Raw genomic sequence first — 20,928 nt, forward strand, 5'->3', positions numbered from 1 at the left:
ATGACGAAACTCACCGATGAGCGGGGCGCCGGCGGCACCGCCGTGCGCTCCGCCCAGCCGGCGAGCGGCCTCCCGCGGGCGGCGGGGACGGGTTCTTCCCGGCCCCGCCGGTCGCGCCGCGCTCGCGACGGCCGAGCCGCCGCCGGCTTCCTGGCGCCTTCCCTGATCGCCTTCTGCATCTTCGTACTCGCCCCGAGCATCGCGGTGGCCGTGCTGAGCCTGTTCCGCTGGAACCTGCTCTCCGACGGCACCTTCATCGGCTTCGACAACTTCGTGAAGCTGGCGAGCGACTCCCGGCTCTTCGACGTCTACCGCTCCACCGCCTTCATGGCGGTCGTCATCCTCGCGGTGAACGTGGTGATCGGCCTGCTCCTGGCAGTGCTGCTCGAGACGCGCATGCCCAACTGGCTGCGCGGGTTCTTCCGGCTCTCGTTCCTCTTCCCGTTCGTGGTCTCCTCCTCGGCGGTGGCCCTGATCTGGCGGTTCCTGCTCAACAAAGACCTCGGGCTCGTCAACTACTGGCTCGGTCTCATCGGCATCGACCGCATCGACTGGCTCGGGTCGAGCTTCTGGGCGCCCATCTCGGTCATCATCGTGTCCTCGTGGAAGACGGTCGGATTCTCGATCCTCATCTATGTGGCGGGGCTGCAATCCATTCCCAACGAGATCCGCGAGGCGGCCATCGTCGACGGGGCGAACGCCTGGCAGCGGTTCTTCCGCATCACGCTGCCGCTGCTCTCCCCCACGGTGCTGTTCCTGCTCGTGATCAACACGATCAGCGCGTTCCAGATCTTCGCCGAACCCAAGGTGCTCACGGGAGGAGGCCCGGGCGATGCCAGCCGAACCATCGTCCAGTACATCTACGACCTGGCCTTCGGCGCCTTCGACCTCGGCTACGCCTCGGCGGTCGGCCTCACCCTGCTGCTGGTGCTGGTCGTGCTCACCACCATCCAGTTCCGCGTCTCGAAGAGTTGGACCCACTACCAATGAGAATCACCTCGAGCGTGGTCGTCTCCCGCATCCTCACCTTCGCCGTGCTCGGCATCGCCGCGGTCGCCATCATCGCGCCGTTCCTCTGGATCTTCCGCGGCGCCATCTCGCCGAGCGACGCCGAGCTCTACCAGCTGCCGCCCACCCTCTTCCCCGCCGACCCGACCCTTGGGAACTTCGGCAAGGTTGCCACCGAGGTGCCGTACTTCCGGTTCATCCTCAACTCGATCATCGTGGCCACCAGCGTGACCGCGGCTCAGTTGATCACCTGCTCGACCGCCGCCTATGCGTTTGCGCGCTTCGACTTCCCCGGCAAGGGCATCGCCTTCGCGCTCGTGATCGGCTCGTTGATGATCCCCATCCAGGTCACGATCGTGCCGCTGTTCCTCGTGATGTCGAAGCTGCAGCTGACCAATACGCTGTGGTCGCTCATCCTGCCGGGCGTGTTCAGCGCGTTCGGCATCTTCCTCCTGCGGCAGCACTTCCTCAGCCTGCCGCGCGAACTGGAGGAAGCGGCGACGATCGACGGCGCCGGGCACGTGCGCACCTTCTTCCAGGTGATGCTCCCGCTCTCCGGCCCCGCGCTCGCAACGCTCGGCATCCTGACCTTCACCTACTGGTGGAACGACCTGCTGCTGCCTCTCGTCATGATCAACGACACCGAGACGCAGACCCTGCCGGTGGGCCTCGTGCTCCTGGCCGGCCGGTTCTCCACCGGCTCTCTCGGCACGATCGCCGCCGGCATCACGCTGGCGATCATCCCCGTGCTCATCGTGTTCCTGATCGCACAGCGCTACATCGTGCAGTCGATCGCCTCCAGTGGATTGAAGCTCTGATGGCCATCCTGAACCCGCCCCACGATGTGCACGCCGACTCGCGACGAGCGGCGACCCTGCCCGCACTCCTCGTGCGGAGCATCCGTCTCGGCTGGGCGGAGCTGCCCCGCGTCATCGCCGTCTGCGGGCTCTGGCTGGCCAGCCTGATCCCGCTCGCCCTCGCCCTCGCGTTCGACGCCCCCTGGTGGATCGGTGTGCTCGCCGCGGCTCCGGCGCTCGTCGGGCTCACCGGCGTGGCGCGTTACGGCGCCCTGCTGGAGCTCGGCGGGAAGCCCTCGATCCGGGAGGCGCTGCGCGTGGACCCGGCCTTCGGTCTCTCGCTCGCCGGCGCGGTGGCTCTGGCGGGAGCCCTCGTGGCCGCGGGTGGGCCACTCCGCTACGCGGGCTTCGCCGCGGCCGCCGTCGTCGCAGTGCTCGCGCCGATGGCGCTCGCGTACGGCGCGGTGCGCTCCCGTCGCGGGCTCGGCCGGTGGCGCGGTGCGGCCATCCTCACCGCCTACCGCCCGTCGACCGCGCTCACGGTGATCGCGCTCAGCTGCCTCGCCGGCTTCGCGGCCGCCGCGACGGTCGGCGCGCTCGGCTTCGTGCTCCCCGTGCTCGTGAGCGCCTTCAGTTCCTCGGCGGTGGGGGCGCTGCTGACCGAGATCGACGCCGCCGCCCGACCTGCCCATCCGGCCCCCGCCGACCGCGCCCGGCGAACGAGCCCATGATCTCGGGATGCCGGTCGTCGCGGCAGAAAAATCGGCTCAGTCCGCGTCACCGGCATCCCGAGCCCCTGCACCACCGCGCCGCCCCGTGATCGACGGGCGCCTGGCGCGCGCCCCCCATCAGTCCCGAACCATCCGACCGCTGGACTCCTCTCCGCAGGAGCCGACACGAAAGGGCGGCACCCTCGATGACCGTTCCCCTCACGACCTCCCGCACCGAGACGACGACCGACGTGGAAGTGTCGATCCCGACGCCCGCCCGCGGCACCGCCATCACCGCGCCGAGCCGCGAATGGTGGGCCACCTCCCGCCGCCGCATCTTCTACGACGCACACACCCCCGACTGGGCAGACCCGCATCAGCGCGGCGCGGTGGGCGACCCGGCCTTCCCGCTGCTGTCGGAGGTCGACCCCGAGGGCGACCTGCAACTGCTCGCCCAGGCCGGTGCCGATTCGGTGGTGCTGTTCGCGAAGTGCCAGTACGGCAACGCGTACTACCCGACGGCTGTGGGCCGACCGCACTCGGCTCTGGGCGGGCGCGACCTGTTCGGCGACCAGCTGCGCGCGGCGCACGCGCGCGGCATCCGGGTGATCGCGTACTTCTCCAACATGTGGGACACGGCCGCCGCCGGCGCACATCCCGACTGGGCGCTCGTGCCGGCCGAATCGCGGGGCGAGACGGGGCGGTGGCCGGCGCTGTGCCTGCGCAGCGGCTACCGGCAGCTCGCTCTCGACCAGGTGCGGGAGATCGGCTGCCGTTACCCGATCGACGGGCTGTGGAGCGACATCCTCACCGCCGGGCCCTGCGTGTGCCACCGTTGTGCCGACGCATTCGAGGCCGAGTACGGGCGGCCGATCCCGGCGAGCCGCGCAGACGCGGGCTGGCTCGACCTCGTGCACTTCTCGCAGAGCACCCTCGCCGACTACCTGGCCGAGCAGCGCGCCGTGCTGGCCGGCGAGCGCCCCGACGCCGCCTTCATTCCGAACTTCTACGCCACGACCTTCGTCGACGCGGTGATCGGCCTCAGCACCGCGCACCTCGCGCTGGCCGACATCGGCTCGAGCGAGGGGTACACCGACTGGCACGGCCTCGGTTTTCCGAGCTTCGCGTCGAGCTACATCCGCGCCGGAGTGCTCGAGCGGCCGCACGAGGTGCTGGTGAGCCGCTTCGTGCACACCTGGGACTTCACGCAGCGCTCCGAGGCCCAGTTGCGTTTCGAGGCCTTCACCGTCGCCGCACACGGCGCCACCGTGTCGGTCGACGACCAGCCCTATGCGACCGGCGCCATCGAGCCCGAGGTGTACCGCCGGCTGACCCCGGTGTTCGACCGCATCCGCGAGCGCTCAGCCTGGCTCGACGGCGCGCGACCCGAGCCCTACGCGGCACTCTGGGTGAGTCAGAGCGCGCGCGAACTGGAGAGCCTCTTGGGCGCGCCCGAGAACCCGAGCCAGGGCGAGCAGTCGGCGCAGTTCCCACCGAGCGAGCCACGCTCCTCGCCGAGCGACCTCGCGGGGGCGGTCACCGGCAGCTACCGCGCGCTGGTCGAGTCGCACCTCCCGGTGACCCTGATCGACGAGCGCCCCGAAAGCCTGGCCCGGCTGGCGGGGCACCGGGTGCTCGTGCTCGCCGATGTGCTCGCCGTGTCGACCGACGAGGCGGCGGCCATCCGCTCGTTCGTGGCGGCCGGCGGGGGGCTCGTCGTGACCGGAGCCACCGCGGTGCGCTCGCCCGAGGGCGCGCTCCTCGAACCCGGTGCTTCAGCGCTCGACGACGTGCTGGGGGTGCGGTTCGGAGACCTGCGGGCCGCCCACTACCCCTACATCGTGCCGGGTGCCGACCTCGTGGCCGACGGCGCGCCCTCGGTACCGCTTCCCCACTACGGCCGGCTGACGGAACTCGAGATCGTCGACCCGGATGCCCGGGTGCTCGCCGGCGCGCTCGACCCGGTGCTGCAGACCGACGCCGTCACGTACTGGCACAACAACCAGCCCGCGCCCGGCCGACTCCCGGCGGTGCCGGCCATCGTGGAGCGGCGCTTCGGCGCCGGGCGCGTCATCGTCTCGTCGGCCCGCCTCGGCAACAACCATGCGCGTCTGGGACACGACGGCTATCGGCAGCTGCTCGAGCTGCTCGTGCGCCGCGCCGCGGGCAGCGACCCGGCCGTGCAGCTGCACGATACGCACCGCAACACCGAGCTGGTGCTGCGCCGGATCGAGCGCCCCGACGGTGCCTCGCTGGTGGCCCATCTGGTGTCGGGGGGCCCGGTCGCCCGGCTCACGCTGCACGGCGCCGACCAGCCGGCCGCCGTCGAAGACATCGCGAGCATCGCGCGGATGCGCGTGACGGCACCCGCGGGCGCCCGCTCGGCGGGCCGGGTGGTCGGGTCGGCGCTCGATCCGCTGCACCTCGTCGACGGCGTGATCGAGTTGCGCGACCTCGACGACTGGGAGACGGTGGTGTTCGAGCTGTGAGCGCATGGCAGCGACGGGGGCAGCGGCAGCGGTGCACGGCATGCTGAGCGGCATCCATCCCGTGCTGAGCGGCGAACTGCTGCTCCACCTCGACCGGCTCGGGCACGGCGACGAGTTCGCGGTGGTCGACGCCAACTTCCCCGCCTACCGATGCGGCACCGTCGTGGTGGAGTTGCCCGGTTGCAGCGCCGCGACCGCTGTCGCGGCCATCCGCACGGTGGTGCCGCTGGATCAGGCGGAGGGCGCATCCGCCCTGCTGATGGCGGGGCCGGAGGGCGAGGATGCTCCCGCGAGCCACGCCCTGCTGCGCGCCGCGCTCTCCGCACCGGCCGAGCGCACCAACGCACTCGGGCGATTCGCGTTCTACGAGCGAGTACGCTCCTCACGGCTCGTCGTGCGCACGGGCGAGCGCGGCCTGTTCGCCAATGTCGTGCTGCGCAAGGGCGTCGTGATCGCGTCGGCCGTCGGCTCCGCCGCCGACTGACCGCCAGGACCGGCGGCTCAGCCGCGCTGCGCTCGGCGAGTGAGGGCGGGCGTCGCTGCGAGCAGCGCGCCGGCGAGCGCGAGCGCGATGAGGTAGAGCCACGGCAGGACGGTGAGCCCGAGGGCGTCGAGGAAGAAGCCACCGACCAGCGCGCCGAGACCGATGCCGGCATTGAACGCCGTGGAGTAGAACGCGCTCGAGGTGTCGCGGATGGCGGGCGACGCCGCGTGCATGAGCCGGGTGGGCAGCAGGGTCGGGATGAGCCCGAACGCGACGCCCCAGACGACGAAGGCGCCGATCGCGATGACCGGGTTGGCCGCGAACACGGCCAGGAGCAGCACCGACACGCCCGTGGCCGCGATGGCGACCACCAGGCCGGCTGAGGGCCGCCGACCGAACACGGCGCCGGCGGCGAAGACGCCCACGGCCCCGGCGATGCCGTAGATGAGCAGCAGCAGTCCCACCTGCCCCTCGGGCACCCCCATCTCACCGATCATGAACGGCGCGATGTAGGTGTAGAAGGAGTAGTTGCCGATCATGATCACGGCGACCAGGATGCAGATGAGCGCCACCACGGGCACGGTCTGGTCGAGCGGGCCGCGTCGTCGGGCCGCGCGGAGCGCCCTCGTGTCGGTCGACGGCTCGAGGTGCTTGCGGTGATCGACCCGCGGCAGCAGCAACCCGATGAACAGCACGCCGAGGAGGGCCAGCACGCCGATGCCGAAGAACGGCACCCGCCAGCCGAACGCGTGCCCCACGGTGGTGGCCAGCGGCACACCGAGCACGAAGGCGAGGGTGCCCCCGCCCGTGGTGATGGCGACCGCTCGACCGATCTGCTCCTTGGGCACGAGGTGAGCCGAGTACGCGCCCACCACACCCCAGAACACGCCGTGCGCCATGCCGCCGAGCACGCGGGCGACCACCAGCACCTCGAAGCTCGGCGCGAAGCCGCCGAGGAGGCTGGAGCCGGCGATGACGACGAGCACCGCCATGAGCAGCAGGTGGCGCGGCACCCGGCGGAACAGGAAGGTCAGCGGCACGCTGCTGAGCACCACTGCGAAGGCGAAGACGCTGATGAGGAGCCCGGTCTGCGACTCGGAGACGCCGAGCGACGAACTCATCTCGGGCAGCAGTCCGGTGGGGATCATCTCGGCGGTCACCGTGAGGAACACGGCGACGGCCAGTACGATGAGCCCTCCCCAAGGAAAGGGTTTCACGACGGGGGCCGAGCCCGTTTGCGGCATTGTTGTGGTCACTGAGTGCACACCTTTTCGAAGACAACTCGAAAGCGGCGGACAGAGGGGGCCGGTGCGCCTTCTGGCGCTGTGCCCACCTGACGACCTGACGCACCGTGACGGGAGGAAAGCCCGTGAACCGGTGACGCCTTCGTACATGCCCGAGGACGAACGACATCCGTTCGGCCACTCACTAGTCTAGCTCAGGGGAAACCTCTGGCAAGAGGCCCCGACGAGAGGGAGATTCGCATGGCGTTGCCGCACAATCACTGGGTACTCACCTTCGTCTGCGGCGACCTGCCCGGCATCGTGCATGCGGTGAGCGGTGCGGTGGTGGCCTCCGGCGGCAACATCACCGAGAGCCAGCAGTTCTCCTCGGCCGACACCGGGCGCTTCTTCATGCGCCTGCAGGTCGAATCGGATGCCTCGCGCGGCGAGTTCGAGGCTGCGCTGGCCCCGGTGGTGGCCCAGTACGGCATGACCTGGCGGCTCGACGTGGTGGGGCGACCCCTGCGCACCCTCGTGCTGGTCTCGACGGCGGCGCACTGCCTCAACGATCTGCTGTTCCGGCAGCGGGCGGGGCAGCTGCCGGTGCAGATCCCGTTGGTGCTCTCGAACCACGGCTCGCTCCGCGACCTCGCGGGCTTCTACGACGTGCCGTTCGAGTCGCTGCCGGTGACGGATGCGGCCTCGAAGGCGGCCTTCGAGCAGCGCGTGATCGAGGCGGTCGACGAGCACGACATCGAACTCGTGGTGCTGGCACGCTACATGCAGATCATCTCGCCCGAGCTCTGCGAGCAACTCGAGGGGCGGCTGATCAACATCCACCACTCGTTCCTGCCGGGCTTCAAGGGCGCGAACCCGTACAAGCAGGCGCACGCGCGCGGCGTCAAGCTGATCGGGGCGACGGCGCACTTCGTGACGAGCGATCTCGACGAGGGGCCGATCATCGAGCAGAACGTGGTGCGCGTCGACCACACCCGCACGCCGGCCGAACTCGTGGCCATCGGTCAGGACGAGGAGAGCCGCACCCTGACCCAGGCCGTGAAGTGGTTCGCGGAGGACCGCGTCCTGCTCGACGGCGCCCGCACCATCATCTTCCGGTGACATATTTGTGCGCCGCCGCTCCTGCGGCGCACCGTACGGTGAAGTTCTGGAGGCTCACCGGCCGGCGTTCTCACCGCCGATCGCGACGAGCGCGGTCGCCGCGATCGGCCGGCCTCGTCAGCGGTAGAGGGGGGTGATCCGTGCGATCTCGGCCAGCACCTCGGGCGAGGGGCGCTTGATGGCCATGCGGGTCGTTCCCCCGCGCACACCGAGCTCACGGTAGGCGGCCTTCATACGACCCATGTCACCGGCGATGGCGGACACCACGGTGTCGACGTCGGCCTGCGCGGCTTCGATCCGGCCGGGGTCGCCGGTCTCCGCTGCGGCAGCGAGCGCGCGGAACGGCTTCGGGAACACCGACGAGACCCCGGAGATCACGCCTTGCGCGCCCGCCGCTGCGGCGCCGACGAGTTCGGCGTCGGCTCCGGTGTAGATGAGGAAGTCGGCGGGCACGACCTCGCGGTAGCGGGCGATGAGGTCGAGCGGCTCCTCGCTCACCTTCACGCCGACCACGGAGGGCAGCTTCGCCAGCTCGGCCATCAGCTCGACGCTCACGAAGTTGCCCGAGCGCTTGCGGTAGACGTAGACGAACACCGACAGCCCCGTGGCCGCCGCGTCGACGGCGGTGTAGAAGTCGAGCAACGTGGCATCGTCGGAGGGCAGGTAGTAGGGCGTGAGCACCGCGATCTCGGTGGCACCGAGCTCGCGCGCCTGGTCGACGAGCCGCAGCACCTCGTAGAGGCTCGGCGCTCCCACGTGCACGATGACGCGCATGGTGCCGCCGAGCTCTTCGAGGCTGAGCGCGGTGAGCTGTCCGCGCTCCTCGAAGCTGAGCGCCGGGAACTCCCCCGTCGTGCCGAGCACGAAGGCGCCTTCGTTGCCCGAGGCCGCGACGTACCGCAGGATCTCGCGCGATCCCTCGAGGTCGAGGGTTCCGTCGTCGTGGAAGGCGACGGGAACGGCGGTGATGATGTCTCGGCGGGTCATGGAATCACTTTCTGCTGGGGCGGGCGACCGCGTTCGCGGCGCTGTACGAGGTGTTGCTGGTGGGGGTGATGACGAGTTCGTTGACGCAGATCCGGGCCGGCAGGCCGACGAGGTGACGCACGGCCGCGCCGATGTCGTCCGGCGTGAGCATGAGCGCTTGCTCGGCTTCGGTGGGCACGACGGGCCGGGTCTTCAGGATGTCGGTGCGCACTTCCCCCGGGCAGAGGTGGGTGGCGCGGATGCCGTGGTCACGCTCCTGCACGTTGAGCGTCTCGGCGAGCACACCGAGTGCTGTCTTGCTCGCCGAGTAGGCAGCACCGGCCGTCGGGCCGAACCGCCAGGCGGCCCAGGAGGAGACCAGCACGACCAGCCCGCCCGCGGCGGCACGCATGCCGGGCAGTACGGTGTGCACCGCCCGCACGGCGCCGGTGAGGTTGACGTCGACCACCCGGGCGAAGTCGTCGGGCGTTCCATCGGCCCAGAACCGGTTGGGCACGTTCGTGCCGGCCGAGTACACGAGCACGTCCACCGGCCCGTGGTCGGCCACGATGCGCTCGTGCGCGGCGGCCAGGCCGAGGCCGCCGTCATCCGTGGTGCCGGAGACGTCGGCGACGAGCGGTACGATGCGGCCGGTGGCGCCCGCCGCCGACTCGGCGGCCTGCCTCAGCTCCGCCTCACGGCGACCGGAGACCACCACGGTGCGCCCGTCGTCGGCGAGCGCCCGGGCGATACCGGCCCCGATTCCGGTACCGCCACCGACGACCCAGGCGACACCGGCGTGCTCGCTCGGCGCAGCCACGCTCAGCCCTTCGTCGCGCCGGCGGTGAGACCGGCCACGACGTACCGCTGGGCGAACAGCGCCACGAGCATCACCGGGATGGTGATGATGACCGACGCGGCCATCAGGCCGCCCCAGTCGACCGACGCGTAGCTCGTGAAGTTCGAGATGGCGACGGGCAGGGTACGGGTGTTCTGGTTCGAGAGCACGAGCGCGAACAAGAAGTTGTTCCAGCTGAAGATGAACGACAGGATGGCGCTCGTCGCGACCCCGGGCAGCGCCAGCGGCAGCACCACCCGCACGAACGCGCCGATCTTGCTCGAGCCGTCGATCTGCGCGGCCTCCTCGAGCTCCTCGGGCAGGCTCTCGAAGAAGCCGGCCATGATGGCCACCACGAGAGGCATCGTCACGAAGATGTGAGTGAGGATGAGCGCCGTGTAGGTGCCGACCAGCTGCACCTGGCTGAACAGGAAGTACCACGGGATGAGCAGGCTCACGCCGGGGATGACGCGTGCCAGCAGCACGAACGCGGTGGCGTTGCGGATGCGGTACCGCGCGATGCCGTAGGCGGCCGGCACACCGAGCACGAGGGCGACGACGGTCGCACCGACGCCCACGATGACGCTGTTGAGGATGAACGGGGCGAAGTTCTGCGCCCCGAACACGGTGCCGAAGTTGGCGAGCGTGGGCGTGAAGTCGAAGGTGCGCGACGGCGTGACGATGTCGAGGTTCGTCTTGAAGGCCGCCATGAGCATCCAGCCCAGCGGAACCACGAACACGAGCACGACGAGCACGATGCCGATCGCCCGGAAGGTCGGGCCCAGCACGCGCTTCCTGCGGCGGCGGGGTGCCGCGCGGCGGACGGGCGCCGGCGCACCGGGGCCGGATGCGGGGGCGGGCCGGGGGACGGCTTCGGTGGTGGCGATCATGTGCGGTTTCCCTTCGCACGCAGGATGGTGAGGGCGGTGAGGATGACCACGATGAACATCAGGAAGAGCATCAGCAGTGCCGCGGCGCTGCCGTACTGCGAGTTCCCGAAGCTCTCGTTGTAAGCGAGCATGTTGAGCGTCTCGGCCTCGTTGTTCGAACCGCCCGTGCGGCCCTTGGTGGCGTAGATGATGTCGAAGGTCTTCATGGCGTCGATCGAGCGCAGGATGGCCGCGGCCGCGAGCGTGGGCATGAGCAGCGGCAGGGTGATGTGCCGGAAGCGCTGCCAGGCGTTCGCGCCGTCGACGCGGGCCGCCTCGTCGGGCTCCTCCGGCAGGGTCGAGAGCCCGGCGAGGAGGATGAGCACGATCATCGGTGTCCATTGCCACACGTCGATGAAGATGATGGTGTTGAGCGCGGTGTCGGTGCCCGAGAGCCAGAGTTGCGGCGCCAGGCCGAGCGACTTCATGAGCACGTTGGCGAAGCCGATGGACGGCTCGAAGATGAGCAGCCACATCATGCCGACCGCCACCGGCGTCGCCACGAGCGGCAGCAGGATGAACACGCGCACGATGCTCTGACCGCGGAAGGTCTTGCGCAGCAGCAGCGCGATCGCGAGACCCAGAACGAGCTCGATCACAAGCGCGGTGACGGTGAAGTAGGCGGTGCGGCCGACCGCCGGCCAGAACCGCTCGAAGTCGGTGAGCCAGTCGACGTAGTTGTCGAAGCCGACGAAGCGGAACGGCCTCGTGACCGAGCTGGCCGAATCGGTGAAGGAGAGGAACACCGTGTAGGCGATCGGGAACACGATGAGAAGCGCGACGAACGCGATCGCCGGGGCGGTGAACAGCCACTTGATGTGCCGGTCGGCCCAGCTCGTGAGGGAGCTGCCGCGGCGCCTTTTCGGGGCCAGGTAGGTCGGGTGACTCGTCGTGGTCATGATGTGCCTTTGACGGGGACGGATGGGAGGGCGCGGATGCGCGGGGCGGCCGGGCGGGCGAGGTAGCCCGCCCGGCCGGGCGAACTACTTCTCGCCGTCGAGCAGGTCTTGGAAGTCGGCGTTCGCCTTGTCGGCTGCGGCGTCGACGTCACCACCCTCGATCGCGGTGATCGCGGGGGTACCCACGATCTCGCGCGCCTGGGCGACCTTCTCCAGCTGCGGGCGGTCGTGGCCGACCGTGCCCTGGCTGTTGCGCACGATCTCCACGAGGCCGGCGGGGAACGACGCCGTCGCGGTGTCGTCGGCCCAGGCCGAGTCGCGGGCGACCGGAACGGTGTCGTCGGCCAGCAGCTTCTTGGAGTTCTCCTCGTTGGTGACCCACTTGATGAAGTCCCACGCGGCATCCTTCTTCGTCGAGTACTCGTTGATGCCGAGGGTCTGCGGAACGATGCTGTACGGGTGCGAACCGGCCGGGCCCGCGGGGAACGACCCGTAGGCGACGGTGTCGACCACGGCACTGCTCTTGGGGTCGAGGAAGGTGTAGGCCTGGCTGTCGGCGTCGAGGTAGAACGCCGCGTTGCCCTGGGCGAAGATGGCGCTCGCCTCGGTCCAGCCCATGTTGGTCACACCGGGAGGGCCGTAGTCGGCGAGCAGCTTGCCGTACATCGCGTAGGCGTCCTTGGCCTCGGGGGTGTCGACCGTGGCGTTGCCGTCGGCATCCTGGAAGTCACCGCCGTAGCTGTAGAGGAACGACGAGAACTGCGTGACGAGCGGCACCTTGGCGCCGCGCATCGCGATGCCGTAGAAGCCGTTGGCCGGGTCGTTGAGCTTCGCGGCCGCGGCCTCGAGCTCGTCGAGGGTGGTGGGCACCGGGATGCCGGCGGCCTCGAGCAGGTCGGAGCGGTAGTACATGATGTGACGCTCCGTCATCACGGGCACGCCGTAGACGACGCCGTCGAGGGTCACCGCATCGCGGGCGGACTGCTGGAAGTCCTCCCAGTTCCAGTCGGCGTCGTTCTCGACGTAGGAGGTCATGTCGGCGAGCCAGCCGTTGCGGCTGAACTCGCGCATCACGTCCTGCACCTGGTAGCCGTAGATGTCGAAGTCGCTCGACTGGGCGTTCAGCTTCACCTTGAGGGTGTCGTTCAGCTGCTCGTTGCCGTAGAACTCGAGGTTCACGGTCACGCCGGTCTCGTCCTTGTACTCGTCGGCGAGCGTCTTCAGGCCCTCGGTGAAGGGGCTGTTGGCGGCGATCAGCGTGAGCTCCTTGACGTCGCCGGAGCTGTCGCCGCTGCCGCCGCCGGCGCAGGCGGCCAGGCCCGCCACCAAGGCGAGGGCGACCGGTGCTGCGATGGCGAGCTTTCGGGCTCGGTGTGATCGTCTGATCATCGTTGATCCTTTCGGTTGTGGTGCTCGGGAGGGAAGGGGGTCTACATCAGTTGGCGAGCGACCGCGGGGTGCGGCCGGAGAAGACGTCGACGATGGCCTGGGCGGTGGACAGCCCGATGCGGTGGTACGCCTCGAGGCTGTCGGCGGCGGCGTGGGTGGTGGCGACGACGTTGGGGAACGCGAGGAGGGGGTTGTCGGGCCCGACGGGCTCCACCTCGAACACGTCGAGGCCGGCACCGGCGAGGTGGCCGCTCTCGAGGGCGTCGACGAGGGCCGCCTGGTCGACGAGGCCGCCGCGGCTGGTGTTGAGGAGCACGGTGCCGGGCCGCATCGACGCGATGAGGTCGGCGTTCACGAGGTGGTGGGTCTCGGGCACGTGCGGGGCGTGCACGCTCACCACGTCGACGTTCGACACGGCCTCTTCGAGCGAGACCAGGCGCACCCCGAGCTCGTCGGCGACAGCCTGGTCGGCGTACGGGTCATAGGCCACGAGGTCGACGTCGAAGCCCTTGAGGCGCTGGGCGAGGATGCGCGAGATCGCGCCGAAGCCGATCAGGCCGATCGTCTTGCCGCCGATCTCCGAGCCGACGAAGCGGTCCCAGGCGCCGGTGCGGATGCCCGCGTTCATGATCGGGATCTGGCGGTAGACCGACAGCAGCAGGCCGAGAGCCAGCTCGGCCACCGCGATGGCATTGCCGCCGGGCGCGTTCACCACGTCGATGCCCCGTGCACGAGCCGCGGCGAGGTCGATGTTGTCGAGGCCGACGCCGAGCCGGGAGATGATCTTCAGCTTCGGAGCCGCGGCGAGCGCGGCCTCGTCGAACACCTCGACGCCGCAGACGGATGCGTCGGCGATCGGGAGCAGCGGCGCGAGGTCGTCGGCGGTCCAGGGCGTGGAGCGCTCGTTCTCCACCAGGGTGAAGCCGTGCTCGACGAGGAGCGCGCGGCCGGCCGAGCAGAGTTCGGCGTACCGCACCGGTCCGACGATGACGGTGCGGCCGTGACCGACTGGGGTGGGGGGCGTCATTGCTGCGTTGTCGCTTTCTGTGCGGCGCCGCAGCCTCCGTCGGTACGGGTGCCGCTCATCGCCATTGATCGAAACTGTAACTTGTTAACAGTCACCGTAGACGGTCATTGTCCGACAGTCAAGAATTTTTGCTAACTGTTAACAGTTTCTATCGAGCGGAGGCGACCAAGGGCTTGTCCTCCGCGGGAATCCGGTCCGCCCGATCCCGGATCACATCGCGGATGCGGCCCTTGGCGCGCACGAGATGGTCGTGCAGCTCGGCCACCGCGGCATCGGCATCACCCGAGCGCACGATGTCCAGGAACGCCTGGTGATCGGCGACCGCGGCGTGCAGGTCGGCGGTGTTGCTGAGATCGAGGAGCACCTCGAAGGTGCGCTGGTAGGGGCGCCAGGCCTCGCGCAGCCGCCGGTGCCCCGACAGCCGGTAGAAGCTCGTGTGGAAGTCCATGTCGGCGACGTCGAACGCCTCGGGGTCGTTCTTCTGGGCCGCGCGCTCCATCGCTTCGACGAGCTGCTGCGCCTCCGCCCAGTCGTCGGGTTGTGAGCGCTCGATGGCGAGGCGCAGCGCCATCGACTCCAGGTTCTCGCGCAGCGAGTACAACTCGTCGACGTCGGGGAGGCCCCGGAAGCTCACGTACAGACGCTTGCGCCGGTTCTGAACGAGGCCTTCGCTCTCGAGTTGCCGCAGCGCATCCCGCACCGGCCCCCGGCTAACGTCGAAGCGAGCGGCCAGGCTGTCCTCAGCCAGATGCGTGCCGTCGCCGATGACACCGGAGATGATCTCCACGCGGAGGTTGTGCGAGATCTGCTCTCCCATACCGAGCGGGCGGGGGGAATGAACGACGTCGGCCACGGGCACCCTTCCGTAAACAGTTGACAACTAGCGTATCGCGCTCAGCGCGTGCGCCGCCGCGAACTGCCGCGTACGAGGAGCTCGGTCTCGAGCACGACCGACCGGGGTTCGGCACCGGCGCCGGCCAATCGGGTCATCAGCAGCTCGGCGGCACGGACGCCGATGTCGTAGGCGGGTTGCGCCACGACCGTCATGGGCGGGTCGATGAACGGCGCCCAGGGCGCGTCGTCGAAGACGACCATCCCGATGTCCGTCCCGACGACGAGCCCTCGAGCCCGCACCTCCTCGAGCACTCCGATGGCCATCGGCGCGTTCGCGACGAAGAGCGAGTCGGGCGGGCGCGGTGCATCGAGGAGCTCGGCGGCAGCCGAGCGGCCGCCCGTCTGCCGGAACTCGCCGCGTGCCACCAGCGGCACCACGTCACCGCGCCCGTGCAGCGCGCTGCGGTAGCCCTCGAGTCGCTGCTCGGCGGTCTCGGCGTCGGCGGGGCCGGTGATGCAGCCCGGTTGCCGCCACCCTTCGGCGAGCAGATGGTCGGTCGCGCGGCGGGCGCCCGCGACCGACTCCACGAGCACGGAATCGAGGTCGCTCGCGAGCGGACGGTCGATCACGACGACCGGGATGCCCGCTGCCGTCAGGCGCCCCACCTCCGTCTGGGCGCTGTGCGGGGAGATGATCACCCCCGCCACCTGCTCCTGCTCGGCGATGCGGAGGTAGCGCGACTCCTTCTCGGCCTGCTCGTCGGCGTTGCCGAGCAGCACGGAGTACCCGCTGCGCTGCGCCACGTCTTCGACCCCGCGCGTGATGGCGGTGTAGAACGGGTTGCCGACATCGCTGATGATGAGCGCCAGCACGTCGGAGGTGCGCCGTCGCAGATTGCGCGCCACCCCGTTGGGGCGGTACCCGAGCTGCTCCGCCGCCGCCCGCACGCGTTCGGCGAGAGCAGGGTCGACCGTCGGATGCTCGTTGAGCACCCGTGACACGGTGGCGGGCGACACCCCGGCCGCACGCGCCACGTCACCGATCTTGACCACGCCCCCACCCTAGCGAGAGAACGATTCCCCGCCGCGATGGCGGGCCACCCGACGCCGCGGCTTGACTGAGAAATCGATTTCTGGCAATGTGGCGCGCAGCATCCGTTCGACGAAGGAGTCCCATGTCCGCCCCCTACCTGCTCCCCGAGATCGCCGAGCGCGGTCAGGTCGCCCCGCAGACCGCCTACCTCGTCGCGAGCGGCGACCTCCGCGAATCCGCCAACACCGCCGGCTGGGCCACCCAGCAGGAGCTCGAGGCGGCGCTCGCCGAGGTCTTCGCCTCGTACGGCTGGAGCATCGTGCGGGCGAACCCGGTCGACCCGGCGACCGGGCACGGCTTCATCTCGAGCCAGCGCATGGGTCTCGAGGTTTTCGCGACAATCCCGGCCGACGCTCCGCTCATCGTGGCCGAGGCCGTGTGGCAGTACAGCCACCACGTGCTCGCGGGCCTGCGCAGCCACCGCGGCCCCATCCTCACCGCCGCGAACTTCGCCGGCGACTGGCCCGGGCTCGTCGGCCTGCTCGGCCTCAACGCGGGCCTCACCAAGATGGGCACGCCCTACTCGACCGTGTGGAGCATCGACTTCACCGACGAGTGGGCGCGGGAGCGCATCCGCGAGTGGATCGAGACCGGCACCATCGTGCACGACGACTCGCACGTGCGCCCGTTCCCGGAGGCGGGGACGGCTGCGCTGCCGGCCGGCCCCGAGGTCGAGCTCGGCACTGCGATCGCCGCCCAGCTGCAGGGCGAGAAGGCGATCATCGGCGTCTTCGACGAGGGCTGCATGGGCATGTACAACGCCATCATCGACGACGAGCTGCTGAACCCGCTCGGCATCTACAAGGAGCGCCTCTCGCAGAGTGCCCTGTTCGCCGAGATGCAGCGTGTCGACGACGCCGAGGCCGAGGCGGTGGGGCGCTGGCTGCTCGACGCCGGCATGACCTTCCGCACCGGCACCGACGACGCCACCGAGCTCACCGAGCGCCAGCTGCTCGAGCAGTACAAGATGTACATCGCCGCGCTCCGCATCAGCGACGACTTCGGGCTCGATGCGGTGGGCATCCAGTACCAGCAGGGCCTCAAGGACCTGACCCCTGCATCCGACCTGCCCGAGGGGCTGCTCAACAACGTCGAGCGCCCGCCGGTGCTCTCGCGCGACGGCTCGCGCGTGCTCTGGGAGGGCAAGGCGCTCCCCCACTTCAACGAGGCCGACGAGGGCGTTGCGGTCGACGCCCTCGTGACCAACCGCATCTGGACCGCGATGCACCTCGACCCCGCCACCACCCTGCACGACGTGCGCTGGGGCGAGGAGTTCGACGGCCGCTTCGTCTGGGTCTACGAGATCTCGGGCTCGGTGCCGCCCTCGCACTTCGAGAACGGCTACGCGGATGCGGTGGGCTGGCGGCAGGACCCGGTGTTCTTCCCCGCCGGCGGCTCCACCATCAAGGGCGTCTCGAAGCCCGGCGAGATCGTCTGGTCGCGCGTCTACGTGCAGGGCGGGGCGCTGCACCTCGACATCGGCCGCGCGTCGGCCGTCGCCTTGCCCGAGGCGGAGACCGAACGGCGCTGGCAGGCCACGAACCCGGAGTGGCCGATCATGCACGTCGTGCTGCACGGCATCGACCGCGACCAGTTCATGGCCCGCCACAAGGCCAACCACGTGCAGGTCGCCTACGCCCCCGACGCCGACACCGCCGATCGCGCGCTGCTGGCGAAGGCCACCGCCTTCGCGCGCCTGGGCGTGCAGGTGCACCTCTGCGGCGAGGTGTCGCTGCCCGCGTAGGGCACTGCCGGGCCCCTACCGCATCGTCACCAGGATGATCGACGCGCGGTCGGGGCCCGACGACGTCCACCGCGTGGTGACGTCGCCGCGCATGAACAGCACGTCGCGCGGCCGCAATTCCCATTCGCCCTGATCGCGCACCTCGACGAGGAGTTCACCCGACAAGAGGATGAGCGCCCCCTCGCCCGGCGAGTGGAACCAGTCGCTCACGTTGTGGCTGGCGTCGACCGAGTAGTCGAACACCTCCAGATGCCCACCCTCGCCGGGGAGGATCAACCGGCCCGCCGGCGACGACGGGTCGTCGACGGCCGTGACCCGGGTGCCCTCGTGCGCTCGCACCACCGTCACCTTCGCCGCAGCCGGCGCCGGCATGAGTTCGCCGGGCGTGGTGTCGAGCGCCATCGCCAGGCGGTAGAGCGTATGCAGCGACGGCGTGGTGTCGCCGCGTTCGAGCTTGCTGAGGAAGGGCTGGCTGATCTCGGCCTCGGCCGCCAGCGTCACCATGGAGACGCCGCGGCTCTTGCGCAGCGCCCGAACGCGCAATCCGATGTCCCGGCGCAGGGCGCGATCGTCGGCTGCGCCGTCTGAGTCGACCGTGCTCACGGAGTCACGAACTCGAAATCAGCGCGAAACGGGACGGCAATACGCGTGCGCTCTAATATTCCCACTGGTTATATTTCACCCTCAGCACCGCACGTCAGAACACGCTCCACGCCTGCATCATATTCTCCCCGATCATTCCCGCTGTTCAGCGAGGAAAGGAATTCGCCATGCGGAAACACGTCAGGATCGTCTCAGCCGCCACCTCGGGCGCCGTTCTCGTCACGCTCGTGGCGGGCTGCGCATCCGCCAGCACCGCCGACACCGCATCGAGCACCGCGGGTGCCGAGATCGGCGCCATCGACCTCTCCGACGTCTGCCCCTCGACCGTCGTGGTGCAGACCGACTGGAACCCGAGCTCGGAGCACGGCCATCTCTACGAGATGCTCGGCCCCGACCCGGTCATCGACTCCTCGTCGATGTCGGTCTCCGGGCCGCTCTACTCCGGCGGCGAGTACACCGGGGTCGACCTCGAGATCCGGGCGGGCGGCCCGGCCATCGGCTTCCAAAGCGTCTCGAGCCAGATGTACGCCGATCCGTCGATCACGCTCGGCTACGTGCAGACCGACGGCCAGATCTTCGCCTCGGCCGACCAGCCGACCGTCTCGGTGATGGCCCCGCTCGACGTGAGCCCGCAGATCGTGATGTGGGACCCGGCCACCTACCCCGACGTCTCGACCATCGCCGACCTCGGCAAGACGGATGCGGTGGTGCGCTACTACGGCGGCGCTCCGTTCATGGACTACCTCGTCGACTCCGGCGCCCTGCGCACCGACCAGACCGACGGCGGTTACGACGGTACCCCGGCCTCCTTCGTCGCGGCCGACGGCAAGGATGCCCAGCAGGGCTTCGCGAGCAGCGAGCCCTACCTCTACGAGAACGAGATCCCGGAGTGGGACAAGCCCGTCGCCTACCAGCTGGTGGCCGACGCCGGGTACCCGAACTACACGGCCACCGTCTCGGTGCGGAAGGACGACCTCGAGACGCTCGACGCCTGCCTCACGAAGCTGGTGCCGGTGATGCAGCAGGCGGAGGTCGACTTCTACGCCGACCCGGCGCCCGTGGTCGACCTCATCCTCGATGCCGTCGACGCCTACGACAACGGCATCGTCTACACCCGCGGCGCTGCCGAGTTCGGCGTCTCGAGCGTCATCGACGACGGGCTCGTGTCCAACGGCTCCGACGGCGCCATCGGCGACTTCGACCCCGAGCGGATGCAACGGATGCTCGACCTCGTGAGCGGCATGGCAGCGGCGACGGGCACGACGATCGCCCCCGGCCTCGCGGCCGACGACCTCTACACCAACAAGTACATCGACCGCAGCATCGGCCTCCCGGCCGAGTGACCGCCTGGAACGGAAAGGACACCCATCATGTCTCGCTCGGTACCCATCATCGACATCACCGCCTTCCGTGACGGCTCCGACCCGCAGCGCGTGGTCGCCGAGGTCGACGCCGCCTGCCGGGAGCTCGGCTTCCTCGTGATCTCCGGCCACGGGGTCTCGCCCGACGTGCTCGACCGCGGTGTCGAGGCCATGCGCGACTTCTTCGCTCAGGAGGGCGACGCCAAGTCGGTGCACACGAAGGCGGGGTACTCGGGCGGCTACTCCGAATTCGCGAACATGTCGCTCGGGCAGTCGCTCGGCACCGACGCCCCGGCCGACCTCCGCGAGGGGTTCAGCGCGAAGCGCCGCGACCTGCTGAACCCCGCCTCGCCGGTCTGGGGCGACGAGCCGTCGACGCGCGAGCTGCGGTTGGCACTCACCGACTACTACTTCGCCATGAACGCCGTCGCCGACACCCTGATGGAGATCTTCGCCCTGGCGCTCGGGCGCGAGCGCGATTACTTCGAGCAGTTCACCTACCGGCACGACAGCAACCTCGGCATCTTCCACTACCCGCCGATGCGGGAGGCGCCCCTCCCGGGCCAGCTGCGCGGCGGCGCGCACACCGACTTCGGCGGCGTCACGGTGCTGCACGCTTCGCCGTCGGTGGAGGGGCTCGAGGTGTGGAACGGCGACGGGTGGGAGCCCGTGCCGGTGGTCGAGGGCACCTTCGTGATCAACCTCGGCGACCTCATGAAGCGCTGGACGAACGACGTCTGGAACTCGACCCTGCACCGCGTGGCCAACCCGGTCGACGGCGCCTGGGACAGCGACCGCCTCTCGATCGCGTTCTTCCACCAGCCGAACAAGGATGCAGTCATCCAGTCGCTCGACGAGTCGGCCCCCGCGAAGTACCCCACCATCACCTCGGGCGAGCACTTCATCGCGAAGATCGAGGCCATGCGGGTGCCGGCGTGACCGGGGCGGCCGAGGTGCTGCTCGACACGGTCCTGCTCGACACGGTGACCGCCGCCGAGCGGTCGGTGCTGGAGGGCGGCAGCCCGTTCGCCGCGGCCGTCGTGGTCGGCGACGTCGTGGTGAGCTTCGAGGTGAACGCGGTCGGCAGCCACCGCGATCCCACCGCCCACGCGGAGGTGCTGGCCATCCGGTCGGCCTGCCGCACACTCGATACGCTCGACCTCAGCGGCGCCGTGCTCTACTCCTCGTGCGAGCCGTGCCTGATGTGCGCGGCCGGCGCGGTGTGGGCGGGCATCCCGGCCGTGGTCTACGCCGCACCGATCGAGGCGCTGACGGGGGTGCCGATCGACGAGTTGTTCCCGCCGGGCGCCGTCGACTGGGCGCGGCTGCCGCTTCGGCGCGAGCTCGTTCCCGTGGCCGCGGCGGCACGCACCCTCGCGGAGTGGCGGCTCGGCTGAACCGCCGCGGGTCGGGGC

General features: G+C 69.9%; 20 protein-coding genes. 10 read left to right on the plus strand and 10 right to left on the minus strand.

From position 1 onward, the window contains the following. From AC3WLB_RS04540 to AC3WLB_RS04560, 5 genes are all read left to right on the plus strand, one after another. Entirely contained in the window at window positions 1-990 is a 990-nt protein-coding gene (locus tag AC3WLB_RS04540) for a carbohydrate ABC transporter permease (RefSeq protein ID WP_022897092.1), read from the plus strand. Then, window positions 987-1,826 carry a carbohydrate ABC transporter permease gene (locus AC3WLB_RS04545; protein ID WP_492503684.1) on the plus strand — a complete coding sequence of 280 codons (840 nt, stop codon included), beginning with the start codon at window positions 987-989 and terminating at the stop codon, window positions 1,824-1,826. Before AC3WLB_RS04540 ends, AC3WLB_RS04545 begins: the two co-directional genes overlap by 4 nt. Further along, window positions 1,826-2,536, plus strand: a complete 711-nt coding sequence (locus tag AC3WLB_RS04550) for a hypothetical protein (RefSeq protein ID WP_492503686.1) — start codon at window positions 1,826-1,828, stop codon at window positions 2,534-2,536. Before AC3WLB_RS04545 ends, AC3WLB_RS04550 begins: the two co-directional genes overlap by 1 nt. Window positions 2,537-2,721: 185 nt before the next feature. After that, window positions 2,722-5,004 carry a hypothetical protein gene (locus tag AC3WLB_RS04555; protein WP_492503688.1) on the plus strand — a complete coding sequence of 761 codons (2,283 nt, stop codon included), beginning with the start codon at window positions 2,722-2,724 and terminating at the stop codon, window positions 5,002-5,004. 4 nt (window positions 5,005-5,008) lie between these two features. Next, a complete protein-coding gene (locus AC3WLB_RS04560) occupies window positions 5,009-5,488 on the plus strand; it encodes an RbsD/FucU family protein (protein WP_492503690.1) in 480 nt (159 codons plus the stop codon). A 17-nt stretch (window positions 5,489-5,505) separates the two neighbouring features. Here AC3WLB_RS04560 and AC3WLB_RS04565 read toward each other — a convergent pair whose 3' ends face one another. Further along, window positions 5,506-6,705, minus strand: a complete 1,200-nt coding sequence (locus tag AC3WLB_RS04565; RefSeq protein WP_492503692.1) for an MFS transporter — start codon at window positions 6,703-6,705, stop codon at window positions 5,506-5,508. Between the two features lie 267 nt (window positions 6,706-6,972). Between AC3WLB_RS04565 and purU the strand changes: the two genes are divergently transcribed. Continuing rightward, a complete protein-coding gene (gene purU, locus AC3WLB_RS04570) occupies window positions 6,973-7,830 on the plus strand; it encodes a formyltetrahydrofolate deformylase (RefSeq protein WP_492503694.1) in 858 nt (285 codons plus the stop codon). A 117-nt stretch (window positions 7,831-7,947) separates the two neighbouring features. Here purU and AC3WLB_RS04575 read toward each other — a convergent pair whose 3' ends face one another. From AC3WLB_RS04575 to AC3WLB_RS04610, 8 genes are all read right to left on the minus strand, one after another. Further along, on the minus strand, window positions 7,948-8,817 hold the full coding sequence (locus AC3WLB_RS04575; RefSeq protein WP_492503696.1) for a dihydrodipicolinate synthase family protein: 870 nt from the start codon (window positions 8,815-8,817) through the stop codon (window positions 7,948-7,950). A gap of 4 nt (window positions 8,818-8,821) precedes the next feature. Beyond that, window positions 8,822-9,616, minus strand: a complete 795-nt coding sequence (locus AC3WLB_RS04580) for an SDR family oxidoreductase (RefSeq protein ID WP_492503698.1) — start codon at window positions 9,614-9,616, stop codon at window positions 8,822-8,824. Between the two features lie 2 nt (window positions 9,617-9,618). Continuing rightward, window positions 9,619-10,524 (minus strand): carbohydrate ABC transporter permease, encoded by a 906-nt coding sequence (locus AC3WLB_RS04585; RefSeq protein WP_492503700.1) that lies wholly within the window; start codon window positions 10,522-10,524, stop codon window positions 9,619-9,621. After that, complete coding sequence (locus AC3WLB_RS04590) at window positions 10,521-11,462, minus strand: carbohydrate ABC transporter permease (protein WP_492503702.1); 942 nt, start codon at window positions 11,460-11,462, stop codon at window positions 10,521-10,523. Before AC3WLB_RS04590 ends, AC3WLB_RS04585 begins: the two co-directional genes overlap by 4 nt. Before the next feature lie 84 nt (window positions 11,463-11,546). After that, window positions 11,547-12,851 carry an ABC transporter substrate-binding protein gene (locus AC3WLB_RS04595; RefSeq protein ID WP_022897575.1) on the minus strand — a complete coding sequence of 435 codons (1,305 nt, stop codon included), beginning with the start codon at window positions 12,849-12,851 and terminating at the stop codon, window positions 11,547-11,549. Between the two features lie 46 nt (window positions 12,852-12,897). After that, the gene (locus AC3WLB_RS04600; RefSeq protein WP_022897574.1) at window positions 12,898-13,878 is read right to left on the minus strand and encodes a phosphoglycerate dehydrogenase; all 981 of its coding nucleotides are present in this window, start codon (window positions 13,876-13,878) and stop codon (window positions 12,898-12,900) included. Between the two features lie 148 nt (window positions 13,879-14,026). Next, on the minus strand, window positions 14,027-14,731 hold the full coding sequence (locus tag AC3WLB_RS04605; RefSeq protein ID WP_492503705.1) for a GntR family transcriptional regulator: 705 nt from the start codon (window positions 14,729-14,731) through the stop codon (window positions 14,027-14,029). Between the two features lie 41 nt (window positions 14,732-14,772). Continuing rightward, the gene (locus tag AC3WLB_RS04610; protein WP_492503707.1) at window positions 14,773-15,765 is read right to left on the minus strand and encodes a LacI family DNA-binding transcriptional regulator; all 993 of its coding nucleotides are present in this window, start codon (window positions 15,763-15,765) and stop codon (window positions 14,773-14,775) included. 122 nt (window positions 15,766-15,887) lie between these two features. On the opposite strand from AC3WLB_RS04610, the gene AC3WLB_RS04615 reads away from it, so the two are divergent. Beyond that, window positions 15,888-17,549, plus strand: a complete 1,662-nt coding sequence (locus AC3WLB_RS04615; protein WP_492503709.1) for a fucose isomerase — start codon at window positions 15,888-15,890, stop codon at window positions 17,547-17,549. A 15-nt stretch (window positions 17,550-17,564) separates the two neighbouring features. On the opposite strand, the gene AC3WLB_RS04620 is transcribed toward AC3WLB_RS04615, so the two are convergent. Next, window positions 17,565-18,152, minus strand: coding sequence for an XRE family transcriptional regulator (locus AC3WLB_RS04620; protein WP_022896536.1), 588 nt, complete (start codon window positions 18,150-18,152; stop codon window positions 17,565-17,567). 167 nt (window positions 18,153-18,319) lie between these two features. Between AC3WLB_RS04620 and AC3WLB_RS04625 the strand changes: the two genes are divergently transcribed. Genes AC3WLB_RS04625 through AC3WLB_RS04635 form a run of 3 tightly spaced genes read left to right on the plus strand, consistent with a single transcriptional unit; the run spans window position 18,320 to window position 20,910 of the window. Continuing rightward, window positions 18,320-19,495: an ABC transporter substrate-binding protein gene (locus AC3WLB_RS04625; protein WP_492503711.1), complete on the plus strand. Its 1,176-nt coding sequence runs from the start codon at window positions 18,320-18,322 to the stop codon at window positions 19,493-19,495. 27 nt (window positions 19,496-19,522) lie between these two features. Continuing rightward, complete coding sequence (locus tag AC3WLB_RS04630; RefSeq protein WP_022896539.1) at window positions 19,523-20,452, plus strand: isopenicillin N synthase family dioxygenase; 930 nt, start codon at window positions 19,523-19,525, stop codon at window positions 20,450-20,452. Continuing rightward, window positions 20,449-20,910: a nucleoside deaminase gene (locus AC3WLB_RS04635; protein WP_492503714.1), complete on the plus strand. Its 462-nt coding sequence runs from the start codon at window positions 20,449-20,451 to the stop codon at window positions 20,908-20,910. The genes AC3WLB_RS04630 and AC3WLB_RS04635 overlap by 4 nt, the downstream gene beginning before the upstream one ends. The last annotated feature ends 18 nt before the right edge of the window (window positions 20,911-20,928 follow it).

It is taken from the genome of Herbiconiux sp. FW305-C-125, assembly GCF_058783455.1.